Origin of the sequence: Stenotrophomonas geniculata (assembly GCF_034508895.1) — a bacterium.
Taxonomy (GTDB): Bacteria; Pseudomonadota; Gammaproteobacteria; order Xanthomonadales; family Xanthomonadaceae; genus Stenotrophomonas; species Stenotrophomonas geniculata.
Map to the genome: position 1 here is coordinate 3266828 of NZ_CP140571.1, position 20877 is coordinate 3287704.

A 20877-nucleotide genomic window follows, 5' to 3' on the forward strand; every position below is an offset into this window, starting at 1 on the left:
CAGACCCAACGACAAGCCAGGAACCGCTGTGAGCCAGATCCCCACCCTCGACATCACCCGTTTTGACAGCGACCGCGAGGCCTTCGTGGCCGAGCTGGGCGCGGCCTACCGCCAATGGGGATTCGCGGGCATCCGCAACCACGGCATCCCGCAGGCCGACATCGACGCTGCCTACGATGCCTTCAAGGCCTTCTTTGCCCTGCCGGAGGAGGTCAAGCGCAAGTACCACGTGGCCGGCAGCGGCGGCGCCCGCGGCTATACCCCCTTCGGCGTGGAGACCGCCAAGGGCTCCAAGCACTTCGACCTGAAGGAGTTCTGGCACATCGGTCGCGAGATCGCCGACGACTCCAAGTATCGTGACGTGATGGCGCCGAACCTGTGGCCGACCGAGGTCGAGGGCTTCCGTGAGCGCGGTTACGGGCTGTACCAGGCGCTGGATAATCTGGGTTCGCGCGTGCTGTCGGCGCTGGCCCTGCACATCGGCCTGCCGGAAGACTTCTTCGCCGACAAGACCAACTTCGGCAATTCGATCCTGCGCCCGATCCATTACCCGCCGATCACCACCGACGACATCCCGAACGTGCGTGCCGGTGCCCATGGCGACATCAACTTCATCACCCTGCTGGTCGGTGCCAGCGCCGCGGGCCTGGAAGTGCAGTCGCATGAGGGCGAGTGGGTGCCGTTTACGTCAGACGCGGACACGATCGTGGTCAACATCGGCGACATGCTGCAGCGCCTGACCAACCACGTGTATCCGTCGACGATCCACCGTGTGGTCAATCCTCCGGGTGAGCTGGCGCGCCAGCCGCGCTACTCGGTGCCGTTCTTCCTGCACCCGAACCCGGACTTCCTGATCGACGTGCTGCCGTCCTGCATTACCCCGGAGAACCCGAGCCGGTACCCGGAGGCGATCACCGCCCACGGCTTCCTCGAAGAGCGCCTGCGCGAGATCAAGCTGAAGTAAAGAGAAGTAAGGCCGCCGAAAGGCGGCCTTCTTCTTTGCAGGGCTGCGCGCTGCACCCGCCGAGGCCAAAGCCAAAGCCAAGGCCCAAAGCCAAATCGGCTCTGGGTTTCTGTGTGTTGGGCGGGGCGGCGTGGGTTGGCAGGACACGCCGTGAACCCGTCCATGGGGGCTCGACGGCGCCATCCATGGCGCCAACGGTCCTGCCAACCCACACCGCCCCGCCTTCGACAGTCTCCCGGTGACGGTGGGTAGGTGTCGACCTTGGTCGACACGGTAGATCCACGCCATGCGTGGAGGAGATCTGTCAGATCGAAGCGGGGTAGGGGGCTGGTCCAGCCCGGCAGCCACCCGCAATGCCGCTTTTGCTTTTGATCTTCTTTTTCTTTCCGTGGCGGGCGGAACCGCCGGAATGTGTCAGGGGCCGGGCGGGCGGGGCTGGCGGGGGTGTCCGCGGCATGGATGCCGCGGACAAGCCCCCAGGGAAGGGTTTACGGCGTCCCCCGCCATCCCCACCCGCCCGGCCAAGCCCACCCATCCAACCGGGCTCTCGGCGACCAACCTAACCAAGCCCCGCCACGAGGGGCCGCGCCGTTGGCTGAAAATCCATGTAACCGCTTACAAGGAAACGGATTTTTGCCGCAACGGGTATCATGACCGGCTGACTTCACACAGGAGCCACCCGCTCATGCGCCGCAAGATCGTCGCCGGAAACTGGAAGCTGCATGGCAGCCGTCAATTCGCCAATGAACTGCTGGGGCAGGTGGCCGCTGGGCTGCCGCTGGAGGGAGTGGACGTGGTGATCCTGCCGCCGCTGCCCTACCTGGGGGAGCTGGTCGAGGACTTCGGCGAGGCCGGCCTGGCCTTTGGCGCACAGGACGTGAGCAGCAACGAGAAGGGCGCCTACACCGGCGAAGTCTGCGCGGCCATGCTGGTCGAGGTCGGGGCCCGCTATGGCCTGGTCGGCCATTCCGAGCGTCGCCAGTACCACCATGAAAGCAGCGAGCTGGTCGCACGCAAGTTCGCCGCCGCCCAGCACGCCGGCCTGGTGCCGGTGCTGTGCGTGGGCGAGACCCTGGAACAGCGCGAGGCCGGGCAGACTGAAGCGGTCATCGCCAGCCAGCTGGCGCCGGTGCTGGAGCTGGTCGGCGCGGCCGGTTTCGCCAAGGCCGTGGTCGCCTACGAGCCGGTCTGGGCCATCGGTACCGGCCGTACCGCCACCAAGGAGCAGGCGCAGCAGGTGCACGCGTTCATCCGTGGCGAAGTCGCGCGCATCGATGCTAGAATCGCTGATTCACTGCCCATTGTTTACGGCGGTAGCGTGAAGCCCGACAATGCCGGGGAACTGTTCGCGCAGCCGGATGTCGATGGTGGGCTGGTCGGCGGCGCCTCCCTGGTGGCCGCGGACTTCCTGGCCATCGCAAGGGCGGCGGCCGCGAACTAATCCTAGAAGTTTTGTCCGAGGGCGGTTTCCAATGCTGATGTTGATCCTCAATGTCGTCTACGTGCTGGTCGCTGTGGCCATGATCGCGCTGATCCTGATGCAGCGTGGTTCGGGTGCGGCGGCGGGTTCGGGCTTTGGTGCCGGTGCCTCGGGTACGGTGTTCGGTGCGCGTGGCGCCTCGAACTTCCTGTCCAAATCGACCAAGTGGCTGGCTGTCGTGTTCTTCGGCATCAGCCTCTTCATGGCCTGGTATGCCGGTCATGGCAGCCGCCCGGCGGCCGACCAGGATCTGGGCCTGATGTCCGCTCCGGCGGCCGTCGCTCCGGCGGCTCCGGCGGGCGAGCTGCCGGCCGTTCCGAAGGCCGATGCGGTCCCGGTCGCCCCGGTTCCGGCCGCGAATGTGCCGGCTCAGGCGGAATCTTCGGTTTCTGGTGAAGAAAAGCCTTCGGAAGGCTCCCAGAAAGACTGAAGCCGGTTACAATACGCGGCGCATCGGGAAGATAGTCTGATGTGATCGTTTGCCCAGGTGGCGGAATTGGTAGACGCACTACCTTGAGGTGGTAGCGACGCAAGTCGTAGGGGTTCGAGTCCCCTCTTGGGCACCATTTGTAAGTAAAGCGGGTTCGTCTGGCGCGCAAGGCGCCAGGCAGATTCCCGTCCACTCCCCCATGCCAAAGCGCCTGCAGGCGCGGCGGCAGAGGCAAGAGAGAATCGCTGTGCTGGCCGAATATTTGCCGTCTCTGCTGTTTCTGATCGTTGCCACCGGTATCGGCGTTACGCTGATGCTGGTTGGTCGATTCCTCGGTCCCCGCCGCCCCGATCTGGAAAAGCTGTCGCCGTACGAGTGCGGCTTCGAGGCCTTCGAAGACGCGCGCATGAAGTTCGACGTGCGCTACTACCTGATCGCGATCCAGTTCATCGTCTTCGACCTGGAAATCATCTTCATCGTGCCGTGGACCCAGGTCTTCATGGAGCTGGGTGCCCGTTCGCTCATCACCATGGGCCTGTTCGTCGGCATGCTGTTCCTCGGTTTCATTTACGTCTGGAAGAAGGGAGCGCTGGAATGGGAGTGATTCAGACTCTCGATGGCCTCATGAACAACCCCACGCCGGAAGGCCGGGTTGATGACATCCTGCGGCCGGAAGGCGACAACCCGCTGCTGGAAAAGGGCTTCGTCACCACCAGCGTCGATGCACTGCTGAACTGGGCGCGCACCGGCTCGATGTGGCCGATGACCTTCGGTCTGGCCTGCTGCGCGGTCGAGATGATGCACGCCGGCGCCGCGCGCCTGGACCTTGACCGCTACGGCGTGGTGTTCCGCCCGTCGCCGCGTCAGTCCGACGTGATGATCGTGGCCGGTACCCTGGTCAACAAGATGGCCCCGGCGCTGCGCAAGGTCTACGACCAGATGCCGGACCCGAAGTGGGTCATCTCGATGGGTAGCTGCGCCAACGGTGGCGGCTATTACCACTACTCCTATTCTGTGGTGCGCGGCTGTGATCGCGTGGTGCCGGTGGACGTCTACGTCCCGGGCTGCCCGCCGACCGCCGAGGCGCTGGTGTACGGGATCCTGCAGCTGCAGAAGAAGATCTGGCGTACACAGACCATCGCCCGCTGACCCCTTCACCTGACAAGAGCGCGCCAAGCCCCCATGGCAGAGCAAGCATCCTTCATCGACCGACTGTCCGCACGTTTCGCTGGTGCGAAAGTCATCGTGGTCGAACCCCGCGGCGAAGTGACGCTGGAAGTGCCTGCCGCCGAGTGGCACGCCACCGCCCTGGCGCTGCGTGACGAGTTTGGTTTCGAACAGGCCGTGGATCTCTGCGGCGTCGACTACCTTGGTTATGGCTCCGACGAATGGGACACCGCCGACGTGTCTTCTCAGGGCTTCAGCCGCGGCGTCGAAGGCAAGGCCCAGGGCCGCTTCGCGTGGGGCGAGTTCCCCACCGAGGAAAACGGCGCCGACGGTGCCCGCCCTCAGCACATGCCGACCCAGCGCTTCGCCGTGGTCGCCCAGCTGCGCTCGTACCAGCACAACCTGATGATGCACCTGCGGTGCTTCGCCCCTGACGAAGCGCTGCCGGTGGTGTCCTCGCTGACCAGCATCTGGCCGGGCCTGAACTGGTTCGAGCGCGAAGCGTTCGACCTGTACGGTGTGATCTTCGAAGGCCACCCGGACCTGCGCCGGATCCTGACCGACTACGGTTTCGTCGGCCATCCGTTCCGCAAGGACTTCCCGCTGATCGGCAATGTCGAAGTCCGCTACGACGAAGAAAAGAAGCGCGTGATCTACGAACCGGTCACCTCGGTGGAGCCGCGCGTCGGCGTGCCGCGCGTGATCCGCGACGACGCCCGTCTGCAGACCGCAGAAGGTGAGCGCGCGCAGGAGGCAGTGAAGTGAGCCACGTACACCAGGCCGGCGAAGCATTCGCCAGCAACGCCGCCGAAAGCCGGCAGGAAATCCGCAACTACACCATGAACTTCGGCCCGCAGCATCCGGCCGCGCACGGTGTGCTGCGCCTGATCCTGGAAATGGACGGCGAAACCATCATGCGCGCCGACCCGCACGTGGGCCTGCTGCATCGTGGTACCGAAAAGCTGGCCGAGTCCAAGCCGTTCAACCAGTCGATCGGCTACATGGATCGCCTGGATTACGTGTCGATGATGTGCAACGAGCACGCCTACGTGCGCGCGATCGAGACCCTGATGGGCATCGAGGCGCCGGAGCGTGCGCAGTACATCCGCACCATGTACGACGAAATCACCCGCATCCTCAACCACCTGATGTGGCTGGGCTCCAACGCGCTCGACCTGGGTGCGATGGCGGTGATGCTGTACGCCTTCCGCGAGCGCGAAGAGCTGATGGACTGCTATGAAGCGGTCTCCGGCGCGCGCATGCACGCGGCGTACTACCGTCCGGGCGGTGTCTACCGCGACCTGCCGGACCACATGCCGAAGTACAAGGAATCGCGCTGGCACAAGGGCAAGGCGCTGAAGCAGCTCAATGCTTCGCGCGAAGGCTCGCTGCTGGACTTCCTGGAGAACTTCACCGTCGAGTTCCCCAAGCGCATCGACGAATACGAAACCCTGCTGACCGACAACCGCATCTGGAAGCAGCGTACCGTCGGTATCGGCGTGGTCACTCCGGAACTGGCCCACCAGTGGGGCATGACCGGCGTGATGCTGCGCGGCTCGGGCATTGCCTGGGACCTGCGCAAGAAGCGTCCGTACGCCAAGTACGATGCCGTCGATTTCGACATCCCGCTGGGCAAGGAAGGCGACTGCTACGACCGTTACCTGGTCCGCGTTGCCGAAATGCGCGAATCCAACCGCATCATCAAGCAGTGCGTGGCGTGGCTGAAGGCCAACCCGGGCCCGGTGATGGTGAAGAACTTCAAGGTCGCTCCGCCCAAGCGCGAGGACATGAAGGACGACATGGAAGCGCTGATCCATCACTTCAAGCTGTTCAGTGAAGGCTATTGCGTGCCGGCCGGCGAGACCTATGCGGCAGTGGAAGCGCCCAAGGGCGAGTTCGGCTGCTACCTGGTCTCCGATGGCGCCAACAAGCCGTTCCGCGTGCACCTGCGCGCACCGGGCTTCGCCCACCTGTCCTCGATCGATTCGGTCGTGCGCGGCCACATGCTGGCCGACGTGGTGGCGATGATCGGTACCTACGACCTGGTGTTCGGCGAGGTTGACCGGTAATGCCGTCCGCCACGCCAACGCCCGCTGCAGGCAGCCGGCGCAAGCCGGCGCCGCAGTTTCTGGAATTTCACGTTATGCATTTCGCTGAGGTCGGCCGATGAAGGCGACAGGTAATTTCGAGGCGGCGCGCGACGTCGACCCGATGGTGGTGCTGAGCGACAAGACCCGCGCTCACATCGATCACTGGCTGTCCAAGTTCCCGCCGGACCGCAAGCGCTCTGCCGTGCTGCAGGGCCTGCATGCGGCCCAGGAACAGAACGAGGGCTGGCTGACCGACGAGCTGATCGCCGGCGTGGCCAAGTACCTTGATCTGCCGCCGGTGTGGGCCTACGAGGTCGCCAGCTTCTACTCGATGTTCGAGACCGAGAAGGTGGGCCGCAACAACGTGGCCATCTGCACCAACATCAGCTGCTGGCTCAATGGCGCCGAGGACATCGTCCGCCATTGCGAGAAGAAGCTGGGCATCAAACACGGTGAATCGACCCCGGACGGCCGCGTCTACCTCAAGCGCGAGGAAGAGTGCCTGGCCGGTTGCGGTGGCGCGCCGATGATGGTCATCAACGGTCACTACCATGAGCGTCTGACCCTGGAAAAGGTCGACGAGCTGCTGGACGGGCTGGAGTAAGGGCATGGCACATCACCACGAATCCAAGGGTCCGGTCGGCCCCGCGCCGCTGCCGCACCAGGTGGTCTACACCACCCTGCATTACGACACCCCGTGGTCGTACGAAAGCTACCTGAAGACCGGTGGCTACGCCGCCCTGCGCAAGATCCTCGAAGAGAAGATCCCGCCGGAGCAGGTCATCGAGATGGTCAAGGCCTCGGGCCTGCGCGGCCGCGGTGGCGCCGGCTTCCCGACCGGCCTGAAGTGGTCGTTCATGCCCAAGGGCAACATGCAGAAGTACATCCTCTGCAACTCGGACGAATCCGAGCCGGGCACCTGCAAGGATCGCGACATCCTGCGCTACAACCCGCATTCGGTCGTGGAAGGCATGGCGATCGCCTGCTACGCCACCGGTTCGACCGTGGGCTACAACTACCTGCGCGGTGAATTCCACCACGAGCCGTTCGAGCACTTCGAGCAGGCCCTGGCCGACGCCTATGCGAACGGCTGGCTGGGCAAGAACATCCTCGGCAGCGGCGTGGACATCGACATCTACGGCGCGCTGGGCGCCGGCGCGTACATCTGCGGCGAAGAAACCGCGCTGATGGAATCGCTGGAAGGCAAGAAGGGCCAGCCGCGTTACAAGCCGCCGTTCCCGGCCAACTTCGGCCTGTACGGCAAGCCGTCGACGATCAACAACACCGAAACCTACGGTTCGGTGCCGGCGATCATCCGCAACGGCCCGGAGTGGTTCAAGGGCCTGAGCCTGACCGCCAACGGCGGCCCGAAGTGCTTCTCGGTGTCCGGCTGCGTGCAGAACGGCGGCAACTTCGAAGTACCGCTGGGCACCACCTTCGACGACCTGCTGGAAATGGCCGGTGGCCTGCGTCCGGGCCGCAAGCTCAAGGGCGCGATCCCGGGCGGCGTGTCGATGCCGGTGCTGACCGCGGCCGAGCTGAAGGGCCTGCCGATGGACTACGACACCATCCGTGCGCTGGGCTCCGGCCTGGGCTCGGGTGCGATCGTCGTGCTCGACGACAGCGTCTGCTGCGTCAAGTTCGCCTGCCGCATCAGCCAGTTCTTCCACAAGGAATCCTGCGGCCAGTGCACCCCGTGCCGTGAAGGCACCGGCTGGATGCACCGCGTGCTGGAGCGCATCGTCGCCGGCAAGGCCACGATGGAAGACCTGCACCAGCTGAAGGCAGTGGCCGGGCAGATCGAAGGCCACACCATCTGTGCGTTCGGCGAAGCGGCTGCATGGCCCATCCAGGGCTTCCTGCGCCAGTTCTGGGACGAGTTCGAGTACTACATCGTCAACGGTCATTCGATGGTTGACGGCAAGAAGGTGGAGGCAGCCGCTGCATGAGCGCGCAACCCGTAAATCCGAGCGTCCCACCCGATCACGTCACCATCGAGATCGATGGCAAGTCGCTGGTCGTGCCCAAGGGCTCGATGATCATCCAGGCGGCCGACAAGGCCGGCATTCCGATTCCGCGCTTCTGCTATCACGAGAAGCTGCCGATCGCCGCCAACTGCCGCATGTGCCTGGTGGACGTGGAGAAGTCGCCGAAGCCGGCGCCGGCCTGTGCCACCCCGGTGATGGACGGCATGAAGGTCGCCACCCGCAGCGAGAAGGCGCTGAAGTTCCAGCGCTCGGTGATGGAGTTCCTGCTCATCAACCACCCGCTGGACTGCCCGATCTGCGATCAGGGCGGCGAGTGCGAGCTGCAGGACGTGTCGCTGGGCTATGGCCGTTCGGTCAGCCGCTTCAACGAGCGCAAGCGTGTGGTGCCTGACGAGGACATGGGTCCGCTGGTTGCCACCGAGATGACCCGCTGCATCCAGTGCACCCGCTGCGTCCGCTTCACCGCCGACGTGGCCGGTACCTACGAACTGGGTGGCATGTACCGCGGTGAGAACCTGCAGATCGGTACCTTCGACGGCAAGCCGCTGACCACCGAGCTGTCCGGCAACGTCGTCGACGTCTGCCCGGTCGGCGCGCTGACCAACAAGGTGTTCCAGTTCCGCGCCCGCCCGTGGGAACTGACCGCGCGCGAGTCGCTGGGCTATCACGACGCGATGGGTTCGAACCTGTTCCTGCACGTGCGTCGCGGCGAAGTGCTGCGCACCGTGCCGCGCGACAACGAAGCCGTGAACGAGTGCTGGCTGTCCGACCGTGACCGCTACTCGCACCAGGGCCTGTACAGCGAAGACCGTGCGGTCAAGCCGCTGCGCAAGGTCAACGGCGAGTGGAAGGAAGTGAGCTGGGCCGAAGGCCTGGCCGCGGCCGCCGAAATCCTCAAGGCCAACCAGGGCGACAACCTGGGCGTGCTGGTGCACCCGTCGACCTCGAACGAGGAAGGCGCACTGCTGGCCCGCCTGGCCAAGGGCCTGGGCTCGGGCAACATCGACCACCGCATCAACAACCGCGATTTCTCCGACGCCGCAACCGCCGAAGTGTTCGGCCTGCCGCTGGCCGAGATCGAGGGCGCCGACCGCATCGTGGTCCTGGGCAGCAACATCCGCCACGAACTGCCGCTGCTGCACGCTCGCCTGCGCAAGGCGCAGACCACCAAGGGCGCGAAGATCCACGTCGTCAATCCGGTGGACTTCGACTTCGCCTTCAGTGTCGCCGGCAAGCAGATCGTTGCCCCGTCGAAGTTCGTCGACGCGCTGGCCAACGCCGAGCTGCGTTCGGCAGTGCAGGGCGGCAACAACACCGTGCTGATCGTTGGTGGCATCGCCGAGAACCACCCGCAGGCTGCCGCGATCCGCGCCGCCGCGCGTGACTTCGCTGCCGCTACCGGTGCCAAGCTGTGCCGCATCCCGCAGGGCGCCAATGCTGTTGGCCTGACCCGCGCCGGTGTGCTACCGGCCGGCAAGGACGTCGCCGCGATGCTGGCGCAGCCGCGCCAGGCCTACGTGGTGTACGGCCTGGAGCCGGGCCTGGACTTCGCCGACGCACCCGCCGCGCGCAAGGCGCTGGTGGGTGCCCAGGTGGTGGCCTTCAGCCAGTTCGCCTGTGCTTCGACCCGCGACGTCGCCGACGTGATCCTGCCGATCGGTGCGCTGCCGGAAATCGACGCCACCCTGACCAACCTCGATGGTCGCGAGCAGTTGGCCCGTGCCGGCGGCAAGCTGCCGGGCGAGGCCCGTGAGGGTTGGCGCGTGCTGCGCGCCCTGGGCGGCGAGCTGGCCGTGGCCGGTTTCGACTTCACCGACCTGGCCGGCCTGCGTGCCAGCCTGGCCCCGGTGTCGGTCGCCGTCGCCGCTTCGGCGCAGCCGGCGGTCGCCGGCGAAGGCCTGGAAGTGGCTTCGACCGCCGCGATCTACCGCACCGATGCGGTGGTCCGTCGCGCCCCGGCGCTGCAGTCGCATCCGCTCAACAACGCCCCGCGCATCGTGCTGAATGCTGAAGATGCCGCTCGCCTGCAGCTGCAGGAAGGGCAGATGGCCAAGGTCGGCACCGATGCCGGCAAGGCCACCCTGCCGGTGGTGGTCGACGCCCGCGTCGCTGCGGGTTCGGTCTGGATTGAATCGGGCCACGGCGCGACCGCGCCGCTGGGTGCCGCTCGCGTATCGGTGGTGGCTGCATGAACGAATTGCTGTTGAACGCGGTCGACCCGCTGCACCAGTGGCTGCTTGGCCTCGGTGACATCGGCGCGCTGATCTGGATCATCCTGAAGATCCTGGTGATCACCGTTCCGGTGATCATCTCGGTGGCCTTCTATGTGGTCTGGGAACGCAAGCTGATCGGCTGGATGCACGTCCGCCACGGCCCGATGTACGTGGGCATGGGCATCTTCCAGGCCTTCGCCGACGTCTTCAAGCTGCTGTTCAAGGAAGTGGTCCAGCCGAGCAGTGCCAACAAGGCGATCTACCTGCTGGCACCGCTGATCACCCTGGCGCCGGCCTTCGCGGCCTGGTCGGTGGTGCCCTTCGATTCGCAGATCGTGCTGTCCAACGCCAACGCCGGCTTGCTGTATCTGCTGGCGATGACCTCGCTGGGCATCTACGGCATCATCCTGGCCGGTTGGGCATCCAACTCGAAGTATGCGTTCCTGGGCGCGATGCGCGCCTCGGCACAGATGATCAGCTACGAAATCGCCATGGGCTTCGCCCTGGTTGGCGTGATGATCGCGTCGGGCAGCCTGAACCTGAGCAACATCGTGATGGCGCAGGCCGGCAATTCCGGTTTCTTCGACTGGTTCCTGCTGCCGCTGTTCCCGCTGTTCGTCATCTACTGGGTGTCGGGCGTGGCTGAAACCAACCGCGCGCCGTTCGACGTGGTGGAAGGCGAGTCGGAAATCGTCGCCGGCCACATGGTTGAGTACTCCGGCGGTGCCTTCGCCCTGTTCTTCCTGGCCGAATACGCGAACATGATCCTGATCAGCTTCCTGATCTCGATCTTCTTCCTCGGCGGCTGGCTGAGCCCGATCCAGGGCTGGGTCAACTTCGGCGATGTCTCGCCGCTGGTCGACTGGATCTGGAAGGGCGGTGCACCGTGGCTGTTCGTCAAGGTGTTCTTCTTCGCCAGTGCCTACATCTGGTTCCGTGCCAGCTTCCCGCGCTTCCGCTACGACCAGATCATGCGCCTGGGCTGGAAGGTCTTCATCCCGCTGGCCATTCTGTGGATCGCGGTTACCGCCGTCATGGTGTTCTTCGGCGTGATTCAAAAGGGCGTCTAAAGTGATGAACAGGATTACCCATTACTTCAAGAGCCTGCTGCTGCTCGAACTGCTGGCCGGTCTCTGGCTGACCTTGAAGTACAGCTTCAAGCCCAAGTACACGATGATGTACCCGATGGAGAAGTTCCCGCAGTCGCCGCGCTTCCGTGGCCTGCACGCCCTGCGCCGTTACCCCAACGGTGAAGAGCGCTGCATCGCCTGCAAGCTGTGCGAAGCGGTGTGCCCGGCACTGGCCATCACCATCGACTCGGCCAAGCGCGAAGACGGCACCCGCCGTACCACGCGCTATGACATCGATCTGTTCAAGTGCATCTTCTGCGGCTTCTGTGAAGAAAGCTGCCCGGTGGACTCGATCGTCGAAACCCACATCCTCGAGTACCACTTCGAGAATCGTGGCGAAAACATCGTTACCAAGCCGCAGCTGCTGGCCCTGGGCGACCGTCTCGAGTCCGAGATCGCCGAGCGTCGCGCCGCCGATGCCGCTTACCGCTGAGGTCGAGAGATGGATTGGGTAAATATCGCTTTCTGGGTGTTCGCCATCGCGGCAACGGTTTCGGCCGGTGCGGTGATCAGCGTGCGCAACCCGGTTCACGCCGTGCTCTGCCTGGTGCTGACCTTCTTCTCCATCGCCTGCGTCTGGCTGCTGGTCGGCGCCGAGTTCCTCGGTGTGGCACTGGTGCTGGTGTATGTCGGCGCGGTGATGGTGCTGTTCCTGTTCGTGGTGATGATGCTGGACATCGATCCCACCAAGATGCGTGAGGGCTGGGTCCGCTACCTGCCGGTCGGCCTGATCGTTGCCGTGGCCATGCTGGTCCAGATGCTGATCCTGATCGGCGTGAAGGGCAGGGCGGTTACCCCGTTCCCCGCCGACAACGCCGCCGCGGTCGCTGCCGACAGCTCCAACGTCACTTGGCTGGCGCGCACGCTGTTCACCGAATACCTGCTGCCGTTCGAGTTCGCTGCGGTCATCCTGACCGTGGCCGTGGTTGCCGCCGTGATGCTGACCCTGCGTCGCCGTACCGGCGTGAAGAGCCAGAACCCGGGCGAGCAGACCATGGTCAAGGCCGGCCAGCGCCTGCGCATGGTCAAGATGGGCGCCGAAGCGCCGGTCGTGCACAGCAACATCAAGCCGGCCACCGGCGAGGAGACCCAGCCGTGATTACCCTTGGCCACATGCTTGCGCTGGGCGCGGTGCTGTTCGCCATCAGCCTGGCCGGCATCTTCCTCAACCGGAAGAACGTCATCGTCCTGCTGATGTCGATCGAGCTGATGCTGCTGTCGGTGAACGTCAATTTCGTCGCGTTCTCGCGTCAGCTGGGCGATCCGTCCGGCCAGCTGTTCGTGTTCTTCATCCTGACCGTCGCCGCCGCGGAAGCCGCCATCGGCCTGGCGATCCTGGTGACCCTGTTCCGTACCCGCCGCACGATCAATGTCGGCGAAGTCGATTCGTTGAAGGGCTGATCCACAGATGGAAATCACTCTCTCCAAGAGTCTGTTGATCGCAGTGGTGCTTGCACCGCTGTTCGGCAGCATCATCGCCGGCCTGTTCGGTCGCCAGGTCAAGCGCTTCGGCGCGCAGACCATCACCATCCTCGGCGTTGCGGTTGCCTGCGGCCTGTCGATGTACACGCTCTACCAGCTGCTCTGGGGCGGTGCGCAGCCGTTCAACCAGAACATCTACACGTTCTTTGAAGTCGGCCAGTACTCGGCCCACGTCGGCTTCATGGTCGACAAGCTGACCGCGATGATGATGGTGGTGGTGACCTTCGTGTCGCTGCTGGTCCACATCTACACGATCGGCTACATGCAGGACGATCCGGGCTACCAGCGGTTCTTCAGCTACATCTCGCTGTTCACCTTCTCGATGCTCACCCTGGTGATGAGCAACAACTTCCTGCAGCTGTTCTTCGGCTGGGAAGCGGTGGGCCTGGTGTCGTACCTGCTGATCGGCTTCTGGTTCAAGCGCCCGACCGCGATCTTCGCCAACATGAAGGCGTTCCTGGTCAACCGCGTCGGTGACTTCGGCTTCCTGCTGGGCATCGCCGGCGTGCTGTGGGTGTTCGGCACCCTGGACTACTCGCAGGTGTTCTCGCAGGCCGGCATGCTGGCTGACCCGCGCGCCCAGCTGCAGATCTGGGACGGCACGATCCTGGGCATGCAGCTGCTGAACGAGCCGGTGATCTGGTCGATCGCCACCGTCATCTGCATCTGCCTGTTCATCGGCGCCATGGGCAAGTCGGCCCAGGTCCCGCTGCACGTGTGGCTGCCGGACTCGATGGAAGGCCCGACCCCGATCTCGGCACTGATCCACGCCGCGACGATGGTGACCGCCGGTATCTTCATGGTCACCCGCATGTCGCCGCTGTTCGAGCTGTCGCAGACCGCGCTGAACTTCGTGCTGTTCATCGGTGCCACCACCGCGTTCTTCACCGGCCTGATCGGCATCGTGCAGAACGACATCAAACGCGTCGTCGCGTACTCCACGCTGTCGCAGCTGGGCTACATGACCGTCGCCCTGGGCGTGTCGGCCTATTCGGCGGCCGTGTTCCACCTGATGACCCACGCCTTCTTCAAGGCGCTGCTGTTCCTGGGTGCCGGCTCGGTCATCATCGCGATGCACCACGAGCAGGACATGCGCAAGATGGGCGGCCTGCGCAAGTACATGCCGATCACCTTCGTCACCATGTGGATCGGTACGCTGGCCCTGGTCGGTACGCCGTTCTTCTCCGGCTTCTATTCGAAGGACACCATCATCGAGGCGGCCGAGATCCACGCCCACATGCAGAACAGCTGGGTGGCCACCTATGGTTACTGGGCAGTGCTGGGTGGCGTGCTGGTGACCAGCTTCTACAGCTTCCGCCTGCTGTTCATGACCTTCCATGGCAAGGAACGCTTCCGCGACGCGCACGACGATCATGGCCATGGCCATGACGATCACCACGCCGCCGACGCCCACCATGGCGATGCCCATGACGACCACGGCCATGGCCACGGTCCGCATGAGCCGCACGAAACCCCGTGGGTGGTGACCCTGCCGCTGATCCTGCTGGCCATCCCGTCGATCGCCATCGGCTTCTTCAGCATCGGCCCGATGCTGCATGGCACCGACTGGGCCGGCCACCATGCGCACGAGGCGATCAAGGGCCAGGCGCAGACGTTCTTCACCGGCATCGTCGACTTCTACGATCCGGCCAAGAACACCGTCGCGTTCCTGGGTGAAGAGTTCCATGGTCCGGTCGCGTTCGCGCTGCACGGCATGATGCTGCCGCCGTTCTGGCTGACCCTCGCGGGCTTCCTGCTGGCCGCGCTGTTCTACCTCTGGAAGCCGGACCTGTCGGGCAAGGCGCGCAAGACCTTCGCCCCGATCGTTTCGGTGCTGGAAAACAAGTACGGCTTCGACAAGCTGTGGATCGATGGCTTTGCCGGCGGCAGCGTCAAGCTGGGCAAGGTCTCGCGCTGGATCGACAGCAACATCGTCGACGGCGTGGTCAATCTCTCGGCACGTGTTGTGGACGTTGCAGCCGGCGTGCTGCGTCGTACCCAATCCGGTTTCCTCTATCACTACGCCTTCGCGATGATCATCGGCCTGATTGCCCTGCTGGGCGTGCTGATGCATTACCTGCGTTGATGACCTGTACGGAATAAGAAGACGTGTCGAACTGGCCTCTACTCAGTGTCCTCATCTGGCTGCCGATCATCGGTGGCGCCCTGATCCTTGCGATCCGTGATGCACAGACTGCCCGCTGGGCGTCGCTGGGCGTCGCGGTGCTCACCTTCGTTGCAAGCCTCTCGCTGCTGAGCGGCTACAACGCGGGTATCGACGGCCTGCAGTTCGTCGAGACCCATGCCTGGATCCCGGCGTACAAGATCGGCTACAACCTGGGCGTGGACGGCATTGCCGTGGCGCTGATCCTGCTGACCACCCTGGTCAGCGTGCTTGCCCTGATCGGCGCCTGGAGCGCCATCGACAAGCGCGTGAACCAGTACGTGGCGGCCTTCCTGATCCTGGAAGGCGTCACCGTCGGCATCTTCGCCGCGACGGACGCGATGCTGTTCTACGTGTTCTTCGAAGCCATGCTGATCCCGATGTTCCTGATCATCGGTGTCTGGGGTGGCCCGCGCCGCATCTACGCCGCGCTGAAGTTCTTCCTGTACACCTTCCTCGGCTCGGTGCTGATGCTGGTGGCGCTGATCTACCTGTACATGAAGGGCGGCAGCTTCCAGCTGGCCGACCTGTACGCGCTGCCGCTGTCGGCCAAGGAACAGACCTGGATCTTCTTCGCCTTCCTGATCGCCTTCGCGGTCAAGGTGCCGATGTTCCCGGTGCACACCTGGCTGCCGGATGCCCACGTCGAAGCACCGACCGCCGGTTCGGTGATCCTCGCCGCCATCGCGCTGAAGATCGGTGGCTACGGCTTCCTGCGCTTCAACCTGCCGATCGTCCCGGACGCGTCGCAGGAATGGGCCTGGCTGGTGATCGCGCTGTCGCTGATCGCGGTGATCTACGTCGGCCTGGTCGCTCTGGTGCAGGACGACATGAAGAAGCTGATCGCCTATTCGTCGATCGCGCACATGGGCTTCGTCACCCTGGGCACCTTCATCGCCCTGTGGCTGGTGCGTGAGGCCGGCAACGCCGATGCCGCCCGCCTGGGCCTGCAGGGCGCCATGGTGCAGATGATCTCGCACGGCTTCGTGTCCGGTGCGATGTTCTCCTGCGTCGGCGTGCTGTACGACCGCATGCACAGCCGCCGCATCGCCGATTACGGCGGCGTGGTCAACGTGATGCCGTGGTTCGCCACCTTCGCCATGCTGTTCTTCATGGCCAATGCCGGCCTGCCGGGCACCAGCGGTTTCGTCGGTGAGTTCATGGTCATCCTGTCGGCCTTCCAGCGTAATCCGTGGATCGCACTGGGCGCGGCCACCACCCTGATCATCGGTGCCGCCTACACCCTGTGGCTGTACAAGCGCATCTTCTTCGGCGAGGTGGCCAACAGCCACGTGGCCGAACTGAAGGACATCAACGGCCGCGAATGGCTGGTGCTGGGCGTGTTCGCCATCGGCGTGCTGGCGCTGGGCATCTACCCCAAGCCGCTGACCGACCTGATGGAGCCCTCGATCGCGAAGCTGGCGATGCAGATCGCATCCAGCAAGCTGCTGTAATTCCAGGATTTGATGATGACCACCTCGCCGCTGCTGCCATTGACCGCCGCTGACCTGCCACCGCTCGCTCCCGAGCTGGTGCTGATCGGCAGCGCCTTCGCCCTGATGATCCTCGACCTGTTCGTCAGCAACCGGAACAAGATCGTCACCCACCTGTTCTCGCTCGCTGCGCTGGCCGTGGTGCTGTTCATGCTGGCCACCGGCGTGGGCGGGCAGGGGGAGGTCTTCCATGGCATGTTCGTGCGCGATACCGCCGCGGACGTGATGAAGACCGGGATCGTGCTGCTCAGCGGCCTGACCCTGGTCTATGGCTGGCGTTACCTGCGTGACCGCAACCTGTTCCAGGGCGAGATCCCGGTGCTGATCCTGTTCGGCACCGCCGGCATGATGATCCTGGTGTCGGCCGGCAGCCTGCTGATGGTCTACCTGGGCCTGGAACTGCTGGCGCTGTGCTCCTACGCCCTGGTCGCCAGCAACCGTGAGAACGGCCTGGCCTCGGAAGCGGCGATGAAGTACATCGTGCTCGGCTCGCTGGCCTCGGGCCTGCTGCTGTACGGCATGTCGCTGATCTACGGCGCCACCGGCAGCCTGCACCTGGACGTCATCCGCGACGCCATCCCGCACTCGGAAGAGCGCGTGCTGCTGATCACCGGTGCGGTGTTCATGATCGCCGGCGTCGCCTTCAAGCTGGGTGCCGCACCGTTCCACATGTGGCTGCCGGACGTGTACCAGGGTGCCCCGGCACCGATCGCGCTGTTCATCAGCTCGGCGCCGAAGCTGGCCGCCTTCGGCATGGCCTACCGCCTGCTGGAAATGGGCGTGGGCCCGCTGTCGACCGAACTGCAGCTGCTGATCGCCGGCCTGGCCGCGGTCTCGCTGGTCATCGGCAACCTGATGGCCATCGCGCAGAGCAACCTCAAGCGCATGCTGGCGTTCTCCACCGTCTCGCACATCGGCTTCCTGCTGATGGGCATCGCCGGTGGTGGCGCGCAGGGCTATGCCGCTGCGCTGTTCTACGCACTGGCCTACGCCATCATGTCCACCGCCGCCTTCGGCGCGATCATCGCGCTGTCGCGTGCCGGCTTTGAAGCCGAGAACATCGAGGACTTCAAGGGCCTGAACGCCCGCAACCCGTGGATGGCCGGCCTGGTGCTGTGCATCATGGCGTCGCTGGCCGGCATCCCGCCGTTCCTGGGCTTCTGGACCAAGCTGGCCGTGCTGGGCGCTGCCGTCAATGGCGGCCTGCTGTGGCTGGCCATCCTCGGCGTGCTGTGCGCCGTGGTCGGCTGCTTCTACTACCTGCGCGTCATCAAGGTCATGTACTTCGATGAGCCGGTGGGCGAGGCCATGCCGCGCAGCAATGACCGCGTACTGGGCCTGGTGCTGGGCGTGAACGCGCTGGCCCTGCTGGCGCTGGGCCTGGCCTGGAACCCGATCATGGTCTGGTGCCAGCAGGCATTTGCGCATCTTGCATAAAAGTTGACACAAAGCTGCGCGATTCGTGTAATATGCGCAGCCTGAGTTGTCACTGCAGCGGTTCAGCCAGAACATCGTTGCAGTAGCCCTCCTCGAAAGAGCAGGGCAGCAGTTCAAACACTTCCGGTGCGGGGTGGAGCAGTCTGGCAGCTCGTCGGGCTCATAACCCGAAGGTCGCAGGTTCAAATCCTGCCCCCGCTACCAACATCGAGCCGGCGCCAACCGGTCTGATGAATGAGGGAAAGCTTGCATGTTTTGAAGTTATCGCTCATAATTCCGCTTCTGATGCGGGGTGGAGCAGTCTGGCAGCTCGTCGGGCTCATAACCCGAAGGTCGCAGGTTCAAATCCTGCCCCCGCTACCAAGTAAAGAAATCGCCTTCGAAGTCCTGCTTCGAAGGCGATTTTCTTTGGGGCGGTGCTCGATCCGCCGGGCCATGCCCGGCGAGCGCAGCGGACGCTTCGGGGTAGCCCCGCACCTTGCACCAGCGCGGTGCAGCCGCTATCATCAGCGACCTAGCAACACCCCTGAAGGTGGCCTCCCCAGCGGGAGTCCAGACCCGGAAGGAGGGCCGCAACCGGCAGGCAATGCGGGTTGCAACCGGAATCCAGTCACCGGAGTCTTTCCGGAAAAAGGGGCCCAGCGGGCCCTTTGTCGTTTCCGGGGCGTCATGTTTTCACGCCGGCCAAGGCCGGCACCCAACCAAGAGATCAAGGCAGGCTGTGAGCGACAAGGCAACCGACATCGCGAATCTGCTCGCCCCGACCGTTGTGTCGCTGGGCCTGGAGCTGCTGGGCGTTGAGTATCTGCCGGCCCCCGGCGGTGCGACCCTGCGCCTTTACATCGACGTGCCGCTGGCTGAACAGCCCGAGCGCATCATCAATGTCGACGACTGCGAGCGGGTCAGCCGCGAAGTGTCGGCGCAGCTGGACGTCGAAGACCCGATCAGCGGCAATTACACGCTGGAAGTGTCCTCGCCGGGCGTGGATCGCCCGCTGTTCAACCTGGAGCAGTTCGCCCGCCACCAGGGTGAATCGGCCAAGGTCACGCTGAAGCTGCCGCAGGACAACCGTCGTCGCCTGCAGGGCCGTATCGAGGCGACCGACGAGGCCGCTGGCACCATCACCTTCATCGTCGACAAGACCGAAGTGGTGGTGTCGGCCGACAACATCGACAAGGCACGGATCATGCCCGACTGGGTGGCGCTGGGGCTGGCCCCGAGCAAGCCGACCGGTCCGGCACCGAAGCGTCCGAAGCCGAACACGAATTCTTCTTCCAACGAGCCGGCGGCAAAGAAGCCGCGCGCGGAGTGAGCCAATGAGCAAGGAACTGTTGCTGGTAGTCGACGCAGTCGCCAACGAGAAGGGCGTGCCGCGTGAAGTGATCTTCGATGCCATCGAGGCCGCCCTGGCCTCGGCAGCGAAGAAGCGCTATCCCGACGAGGAAGTGCTGACCCGCGTGGTCATCGACCACAAGGATGGCAGCTACGAAACCTACCGCCGCTGGGAAGTGGTGGCCGATGACGTGGTCATGGAATCGCCGGATCGCCAGATCCGCCTGATGGACGCGGTCGATGAAGCCGAAGGCGTGGACGTCGGCGACTACATCGAAGAGCAGATCGAGAACCCGGATTTCGGCCGCATCGCTGCCCAGGCCGCCAAGCAGGTCATCGTCCAGCGCGTGCGCGAAGCCGAGCGCCAGCAGGTCGTGGATGCATGGAAGGATCGCGTGGGTGAGCTGATCACCGGTGTGGTCAAGCGCGCCGAGCGCGGCAACATCTACGTCGACCTCGGTGGCAACGCCGAAGGCTTCATCCCGAAGGACAAGGGCATTCCGCGCGACGTGCTGCGCGCCGGAGACCGCGTGCGCGGCTACCTGGCCGAAGTCCGTTCGGAACCGCGTGGCCCGCAGCTGTTCATCAGCCGTGCCGCCCCGGAATTCATGATCGAGCTGTTCAAGCTGGAAGTGCCGGAAGTCGGCCAGGGCCTGGTGGAAATCAAGGCCTGTGCCCGCGATCCGGGCGACCGCGCCAAGATCGCCGTGCTGGCCCACGACCAGCGCACCGATCCGATCGGTGCCTGCATCGGCATGCGCGGTTCGCGCGTGCAGGCCGTGTCCAACGAGCTCAATGGCGAGCGCGTGGACATCGTGCTGTGGAACGACAACCCGGCCAACTTCGTCATCAACGCGATGGCGCCGGCCGAAGTGCAGTCGATCATCGTTGATGAAGACAAGCACTCGATGGACCTGGCTGTCGCTGAAGACCGCCTGGCCCAGGCGATCGGCAAGGGCGGCCAGAACGTGCGCCTGGCCAGCCGCCTGACCGGCTGGCAGCTCAACGTGATGACCCAGGACCAGGTCACCGCCAAGTCGGAAGCCGAGCAGGCGTCGGCCCGCCAGCTGTTCATGGACAAGCTGGAAGTTGACGAAGAGATCGCCGGCATCCTGGTCAGCGAAGGCTTCGGTACCGTCGAGGAAATCGCTTATGTCCCGGTCGGCGAACTGCTGGCCGTGGAAGGTTTCGACGAAGACATCGTCGAAGAGCTGCGCGCTCGTGCCCGCGATGCGCTGCTCAATGAGGCCCTGGCAGTCGAAGAAGGCCTTGAAGACGGCCAGCCGGCGCAGGACCTGCTGTCCCTGAAGGGCATGGACGAAGCCACCGCATATGCGCTGGCCGGCCACGGCGTGCGTACCAGCGAGGACCTGTCCGACCTGGCCGCCGACGAGGTCATGGACTTCGGTATCGAAGGACTGGATCAGGCGCGCGCCGCTGCGCTGATCCTGGCCGCCCGTGCCGAAGAGATCGCCCGACTGGAACGCGGCGAATGAGCCGGCAATGA

19 protein-coding genes and 3 tRNA genes are annotated in these 20877 nt (G+C 64.6%); all 22 read left to right on the forward strand.

Going from position 1 to position 20877, the window contains the following annotated elements:
* Positions 1-28: 28 nt before the first annotated feature.
* The gene (locus RI032_RS14895; RefSeq protein WP_010483082.1) at positions 29-964 is read left to right on the forward strand and encodes an isopenicillin N synthase family dioxygenase; all 936 of its coding nucleotides are present in this window, start codon (positions 29-31) and stop codon (positions 962-964) included.
* Between the two features lie 685 nt (positions 965-1649).
* Positions 1650-2405, forward strand: a complete 756-nt coding sequence (gene tpiA, locus RI032_RS14900; RefSeq protein ID WP_010486422.1) for a triose-phosphate isomerase — start codon at positions 1650-1652, stop codon at positions 2403-2405.
* A 31-nt stretch (positions 2406-2436) separates the two neighbouring features.
* Complete coding sequence (secG, locus tag RI032_RS14905) at positions 2437-2874, forward strand: preprotein translocase subunit SecG (protein ID WP_180836630.1); 438 nt, start codon at positions 2437-2439, stop codon at positions 2872-2874.
* A 51-nt stretch (positions 2875-2925) separates the two neighbouring features.
* Positions 2926-3010: transfer RNA gene (locus RI032_RS14910), tRNA-Leu, on the forward strand.
* A gap of 111 nt (positions 3011-3121) precedes the next feature.
* A complete protein-coding gene (locus RI032_RS14915) occupies positions 3122-3478 on the forward strand; it encodes an NADH-quinone oxidoreductase subunit A (RefSeq protein WP_010486426.1) in 357 nt (118 codons plus the stop codon).
* On the forward strand, positions 3469-4023 hold the full coding sequence (locus tag RI032_RS14920) for a NuoB/complex I 20 kDa subunit family protein (protein WP_005410463.1): 555 nt from the start codon (positions 3469-3471) through the stop codon (positions 4021-4023). The genes RI032_RS14915 and RI032_RS14920 overlap by 10 nt, the downstream gene beginning before the upstream one ends.
* 33 nt (positions 4024-4056) lie before the next feature.
* Positions 4057-4806 carry an NADH-quinone oxidoreductase subunit C gene (locus RI032_RS14925; RefSeq protein WP_010486428.1) on the forward strand — a complete coding sequence of 250 codons (750 nt, stop codon included), beginning with the start codon at positions 4057-4059 and terminating at the stop codon, positions 4804-4806.
* Positions 4803-6110 carry an NADH-quinone oxidoreductase subunit D gene (locus RI032_RS14930; protein WP_010486430.1) on the forward strand — a complete coding sequence of 436 codons (1308 nt, stop codon included), beginning with the start codon at positions 4803-4805 and terminating at the stop codon, positions 6108-6110. The genes RI032_RS14925 and RI032_RS14930 overlap by 4 nt, the downstream gene beginning before the upstream one ends.
* 97 nt (positions 6111-6207) lie before the next feature.
* Positions 6208-6735 (forward strand): NADH-quinone oxidoreductase subunit NuoE, encoded by a 528-nt coding sequence (gene nuoE, locus RI032_RS14935; protein WP_006381132.1) that lies wholly within the window; start codon positions 6208-6210, stop codon positions 6733-6735.
* Positions 6736-6739: 4 nt separating this feature from the next.
* Positions 6740-8080, forward strand: coding sequence for an NADH-quinone oxidoreductase subunit NuoF (gene nuoF, locus RI032_RS14940; protein ID WP_005417934.1), 1341 nt, complete (start codon positions 6740-6742; stop codon positions 8078-8080).
* Complete coding sequence (gene nuoG, locus RI032_RS14945) at positions 8077-10311, forward strand: NADH-quinone oxidoreductase subunit NuoG (protein WP_322547206.1); 2235 nt, start codon at positions 8077-8079, stop codon at positions 10309-10311. Before nuoF ends, nuoG begins: the two co-directional genes overlap by 4 nt.
* Positions 10308-11402, forward strand: coding sequence for an NADH-quinone oxidoreductase subunit NuoH (gene nuoH / locus RI032_RS14950; protein WP_006381129.1), 1095 nt, complete (start codon positions 10308-10310; stop codon positions 11400-11402). Before nuoG ends, nuoH begins: the two co-directional genes overlap by 4 nt.
* A 4-nt stretch (positions 11403-11406) precedes the next feature.
* Positions 11407-11895: an NADH-quinone oxidoreductase subunit NuoI gene (nuoI, locus tag RI032_RS14955; RefSeq protein WP_005417924.1), complete on the forward strand. Its 489-nt coding sequence runs from the start codon at positions 11407-11409 to the stop codon at positions 11893-11895.
* Positions 11896-11904: 9 nt separating this feature from the next.
* Complete coding sequence (locus RI032_RS14960) at positions 11905-12561, forward strand: NADH-quinone oxidoreductase subunit J (protein ID WP_322547207.1); 657 nt, start codon at positions 11905-11907, stop codon at positions 12559-12561.
* A complete protein-coding gene (gene nuoK / locus RI032_RS14965) occupies positions 12558-12863 on the forward strand; it encodes an NADH-quinone oxidoreductase subunit NuoK (protein ID WP_006381125.1) in 306 nt (101 codons plus the stop codon). The genes RI032_RS14960 and nuoK overlap by 4 nt, the downstream gene beginning before the upstream one ends.
* 7 nt (positions 12864-12870) lie before the next feature.
* The gene (gene nuoL / locus RI032_RS14970) at positions 12871-15030 is read left to right on the forward strand and encodes an NADH-quinone oxidoreductase subunit L (RefSeq protein WP_191849726.1); all 2160 of its coding nucleotides are present in this window, start codon (positions 12871-12873) and stop codon (positions 15028-15030) included.
* A gap of 23 nt (positions 15031-15053) precedes the next feature.
* Positions 15054-16562 carry an NADH-quinone oxidoreductase subunit M gene (locus RI032_RS14975; RefSeq protein ID WP_005410452.1) on the forward strand — a complete coding sequence of 503 codons (1509 nt, stop codon included), beginning with the start codon at positions 15054-15056 and terminating at the stop codon, positions 16560-16562.
* Between the two features lie 15 nt (positions 16563-16577).
* Positions 16578-18038 (forward strand): NADH-quinone oxidoreductase subunit NuoN, encoded by a 1461-nt coding sequence (gene nuoN / locus RI032_RS14980; RefSeq protein ID WP_005410451.1) that lies wholly within the window; start codon positions 16578-16580, stop codon positions 18036-18038.
* 127 nt (positions 18039-18165) lie between these two features.
* Positions 18166-18242: transfer RNA gene (locus tag RI032_RS14985), tRNA-Met, on the forward strand.
* 82 nt (positions 18243-18324) lie between these two features.
* Positions 18325-18401 (forward strand) — tRNA-Met (locus tag RI032_RS14990).
* Between the two features lie 358 nt (positions 18402-18759).
* Positions 18760-19350, forward strand: a complete 591-nt coding sequence (gene rimP / locus RI032_RS14995) for a ribosome maturation factor RimP (RefSeq protein WP_005410450.1) — start codon at positions 18760-18762, stop codon at positions 19348-19350.
* A gap of 4 nt (positions 19351-19354) precedes the next feature.
* Complete coding sequence (gene nusA / locus RI032_RS15000; RefSeq protein WP_006458580.1) at positions 19355-20866, forward strand: transcription termination factor NusA; 1512 nt, start codon at positions 19355-19357, stop codon at positions 20864-20866.
* Positions 20867-20877: the final 11 nt, after the last annotated feature.

Coding starts and splice junctions, on each gene's coding strand:
- nuoL (WP_191849726.1), top strand. CDS start 12,871: ATGGAAATCACTCTCTCCAAGAGTCTGTTGATCGCAGTGGTGCTTGCA.
- nuoF (WP_005417934.1), top strand. CDS start 6,740: ATGGCACATCACCACGAATCCAAGGGTCCGGTCGGCCCCGCGCCGCTG.
- nuoE (WP_006381132.1), top strand. CDS start 6,208: ATGAAGGCGACAGGTAATTTCGAGGCGGCGCGCGACGTCGACCCGATG.
- nuoI (WP_005417924.1), top strand. CDS start 11,407: ATGAACAGGATTACCCATTACTTCAAGAGCCTGCTGCTGCTCGAACTG.
- secG (WP_180836630.1), top strand. CDS start 2,437: ATGCTGATGTTGATCCTCAATGTCGTCTACGTGCTGGTCGCTGTGGCC.
- tpiA (WP_010486422.1), top strand. CDS start 1,650: ATGCGCCGCAAGATCGTCGCCGGAAACTGGAAGCTGCATGGCAGCCGT.
- nuoH (WP_006381129.1), top strand. CDS start 10,308: ATGAACGAATTGCTGTTGAACGCGGTCGACCCGCTGCACCAGTGGCTG.
- nuoN (WP_005410451.1), top strand. CDS start 16,578: ATGACCACCTCGCCGCTGCTGCCATTGACCGCCGCTGACCTGCCACCG.
- nusA (WP_006458580.1), top strand. CDS start 19,355: ATGAGCAAGGAACTGTTGCTGGTAGTCGACGCAGTCGCCAACGAGAAG.
- RI032_RS14960 (WP_322547207.1), top strand. CDS start 11,905: ATGGATTGGGTAAATATCGCTTTCTGGGTGTTCGCCATCGCGGCAACG.
- RI032_RS14925 (WP_010486428.1), top strand. CDS start 4,057: ATGGCAGAGCAAGCATCCTTCATCGACCGACTGTCCGCACGTTTCGCT.
- nuoG (WP_322547206.1), top strand. CDS start 8,077: ATGAGCGCGCAACCCGTAAATCCGAGCGTCCCACCCGATCACGTCACC.
- RI032_RS14920 (WP_005410463.1), top strand. CDS start 3,469: ATGGGAGTGATTCAGACTCTCGATGGCCTCATGAACAACCCCACGCCG.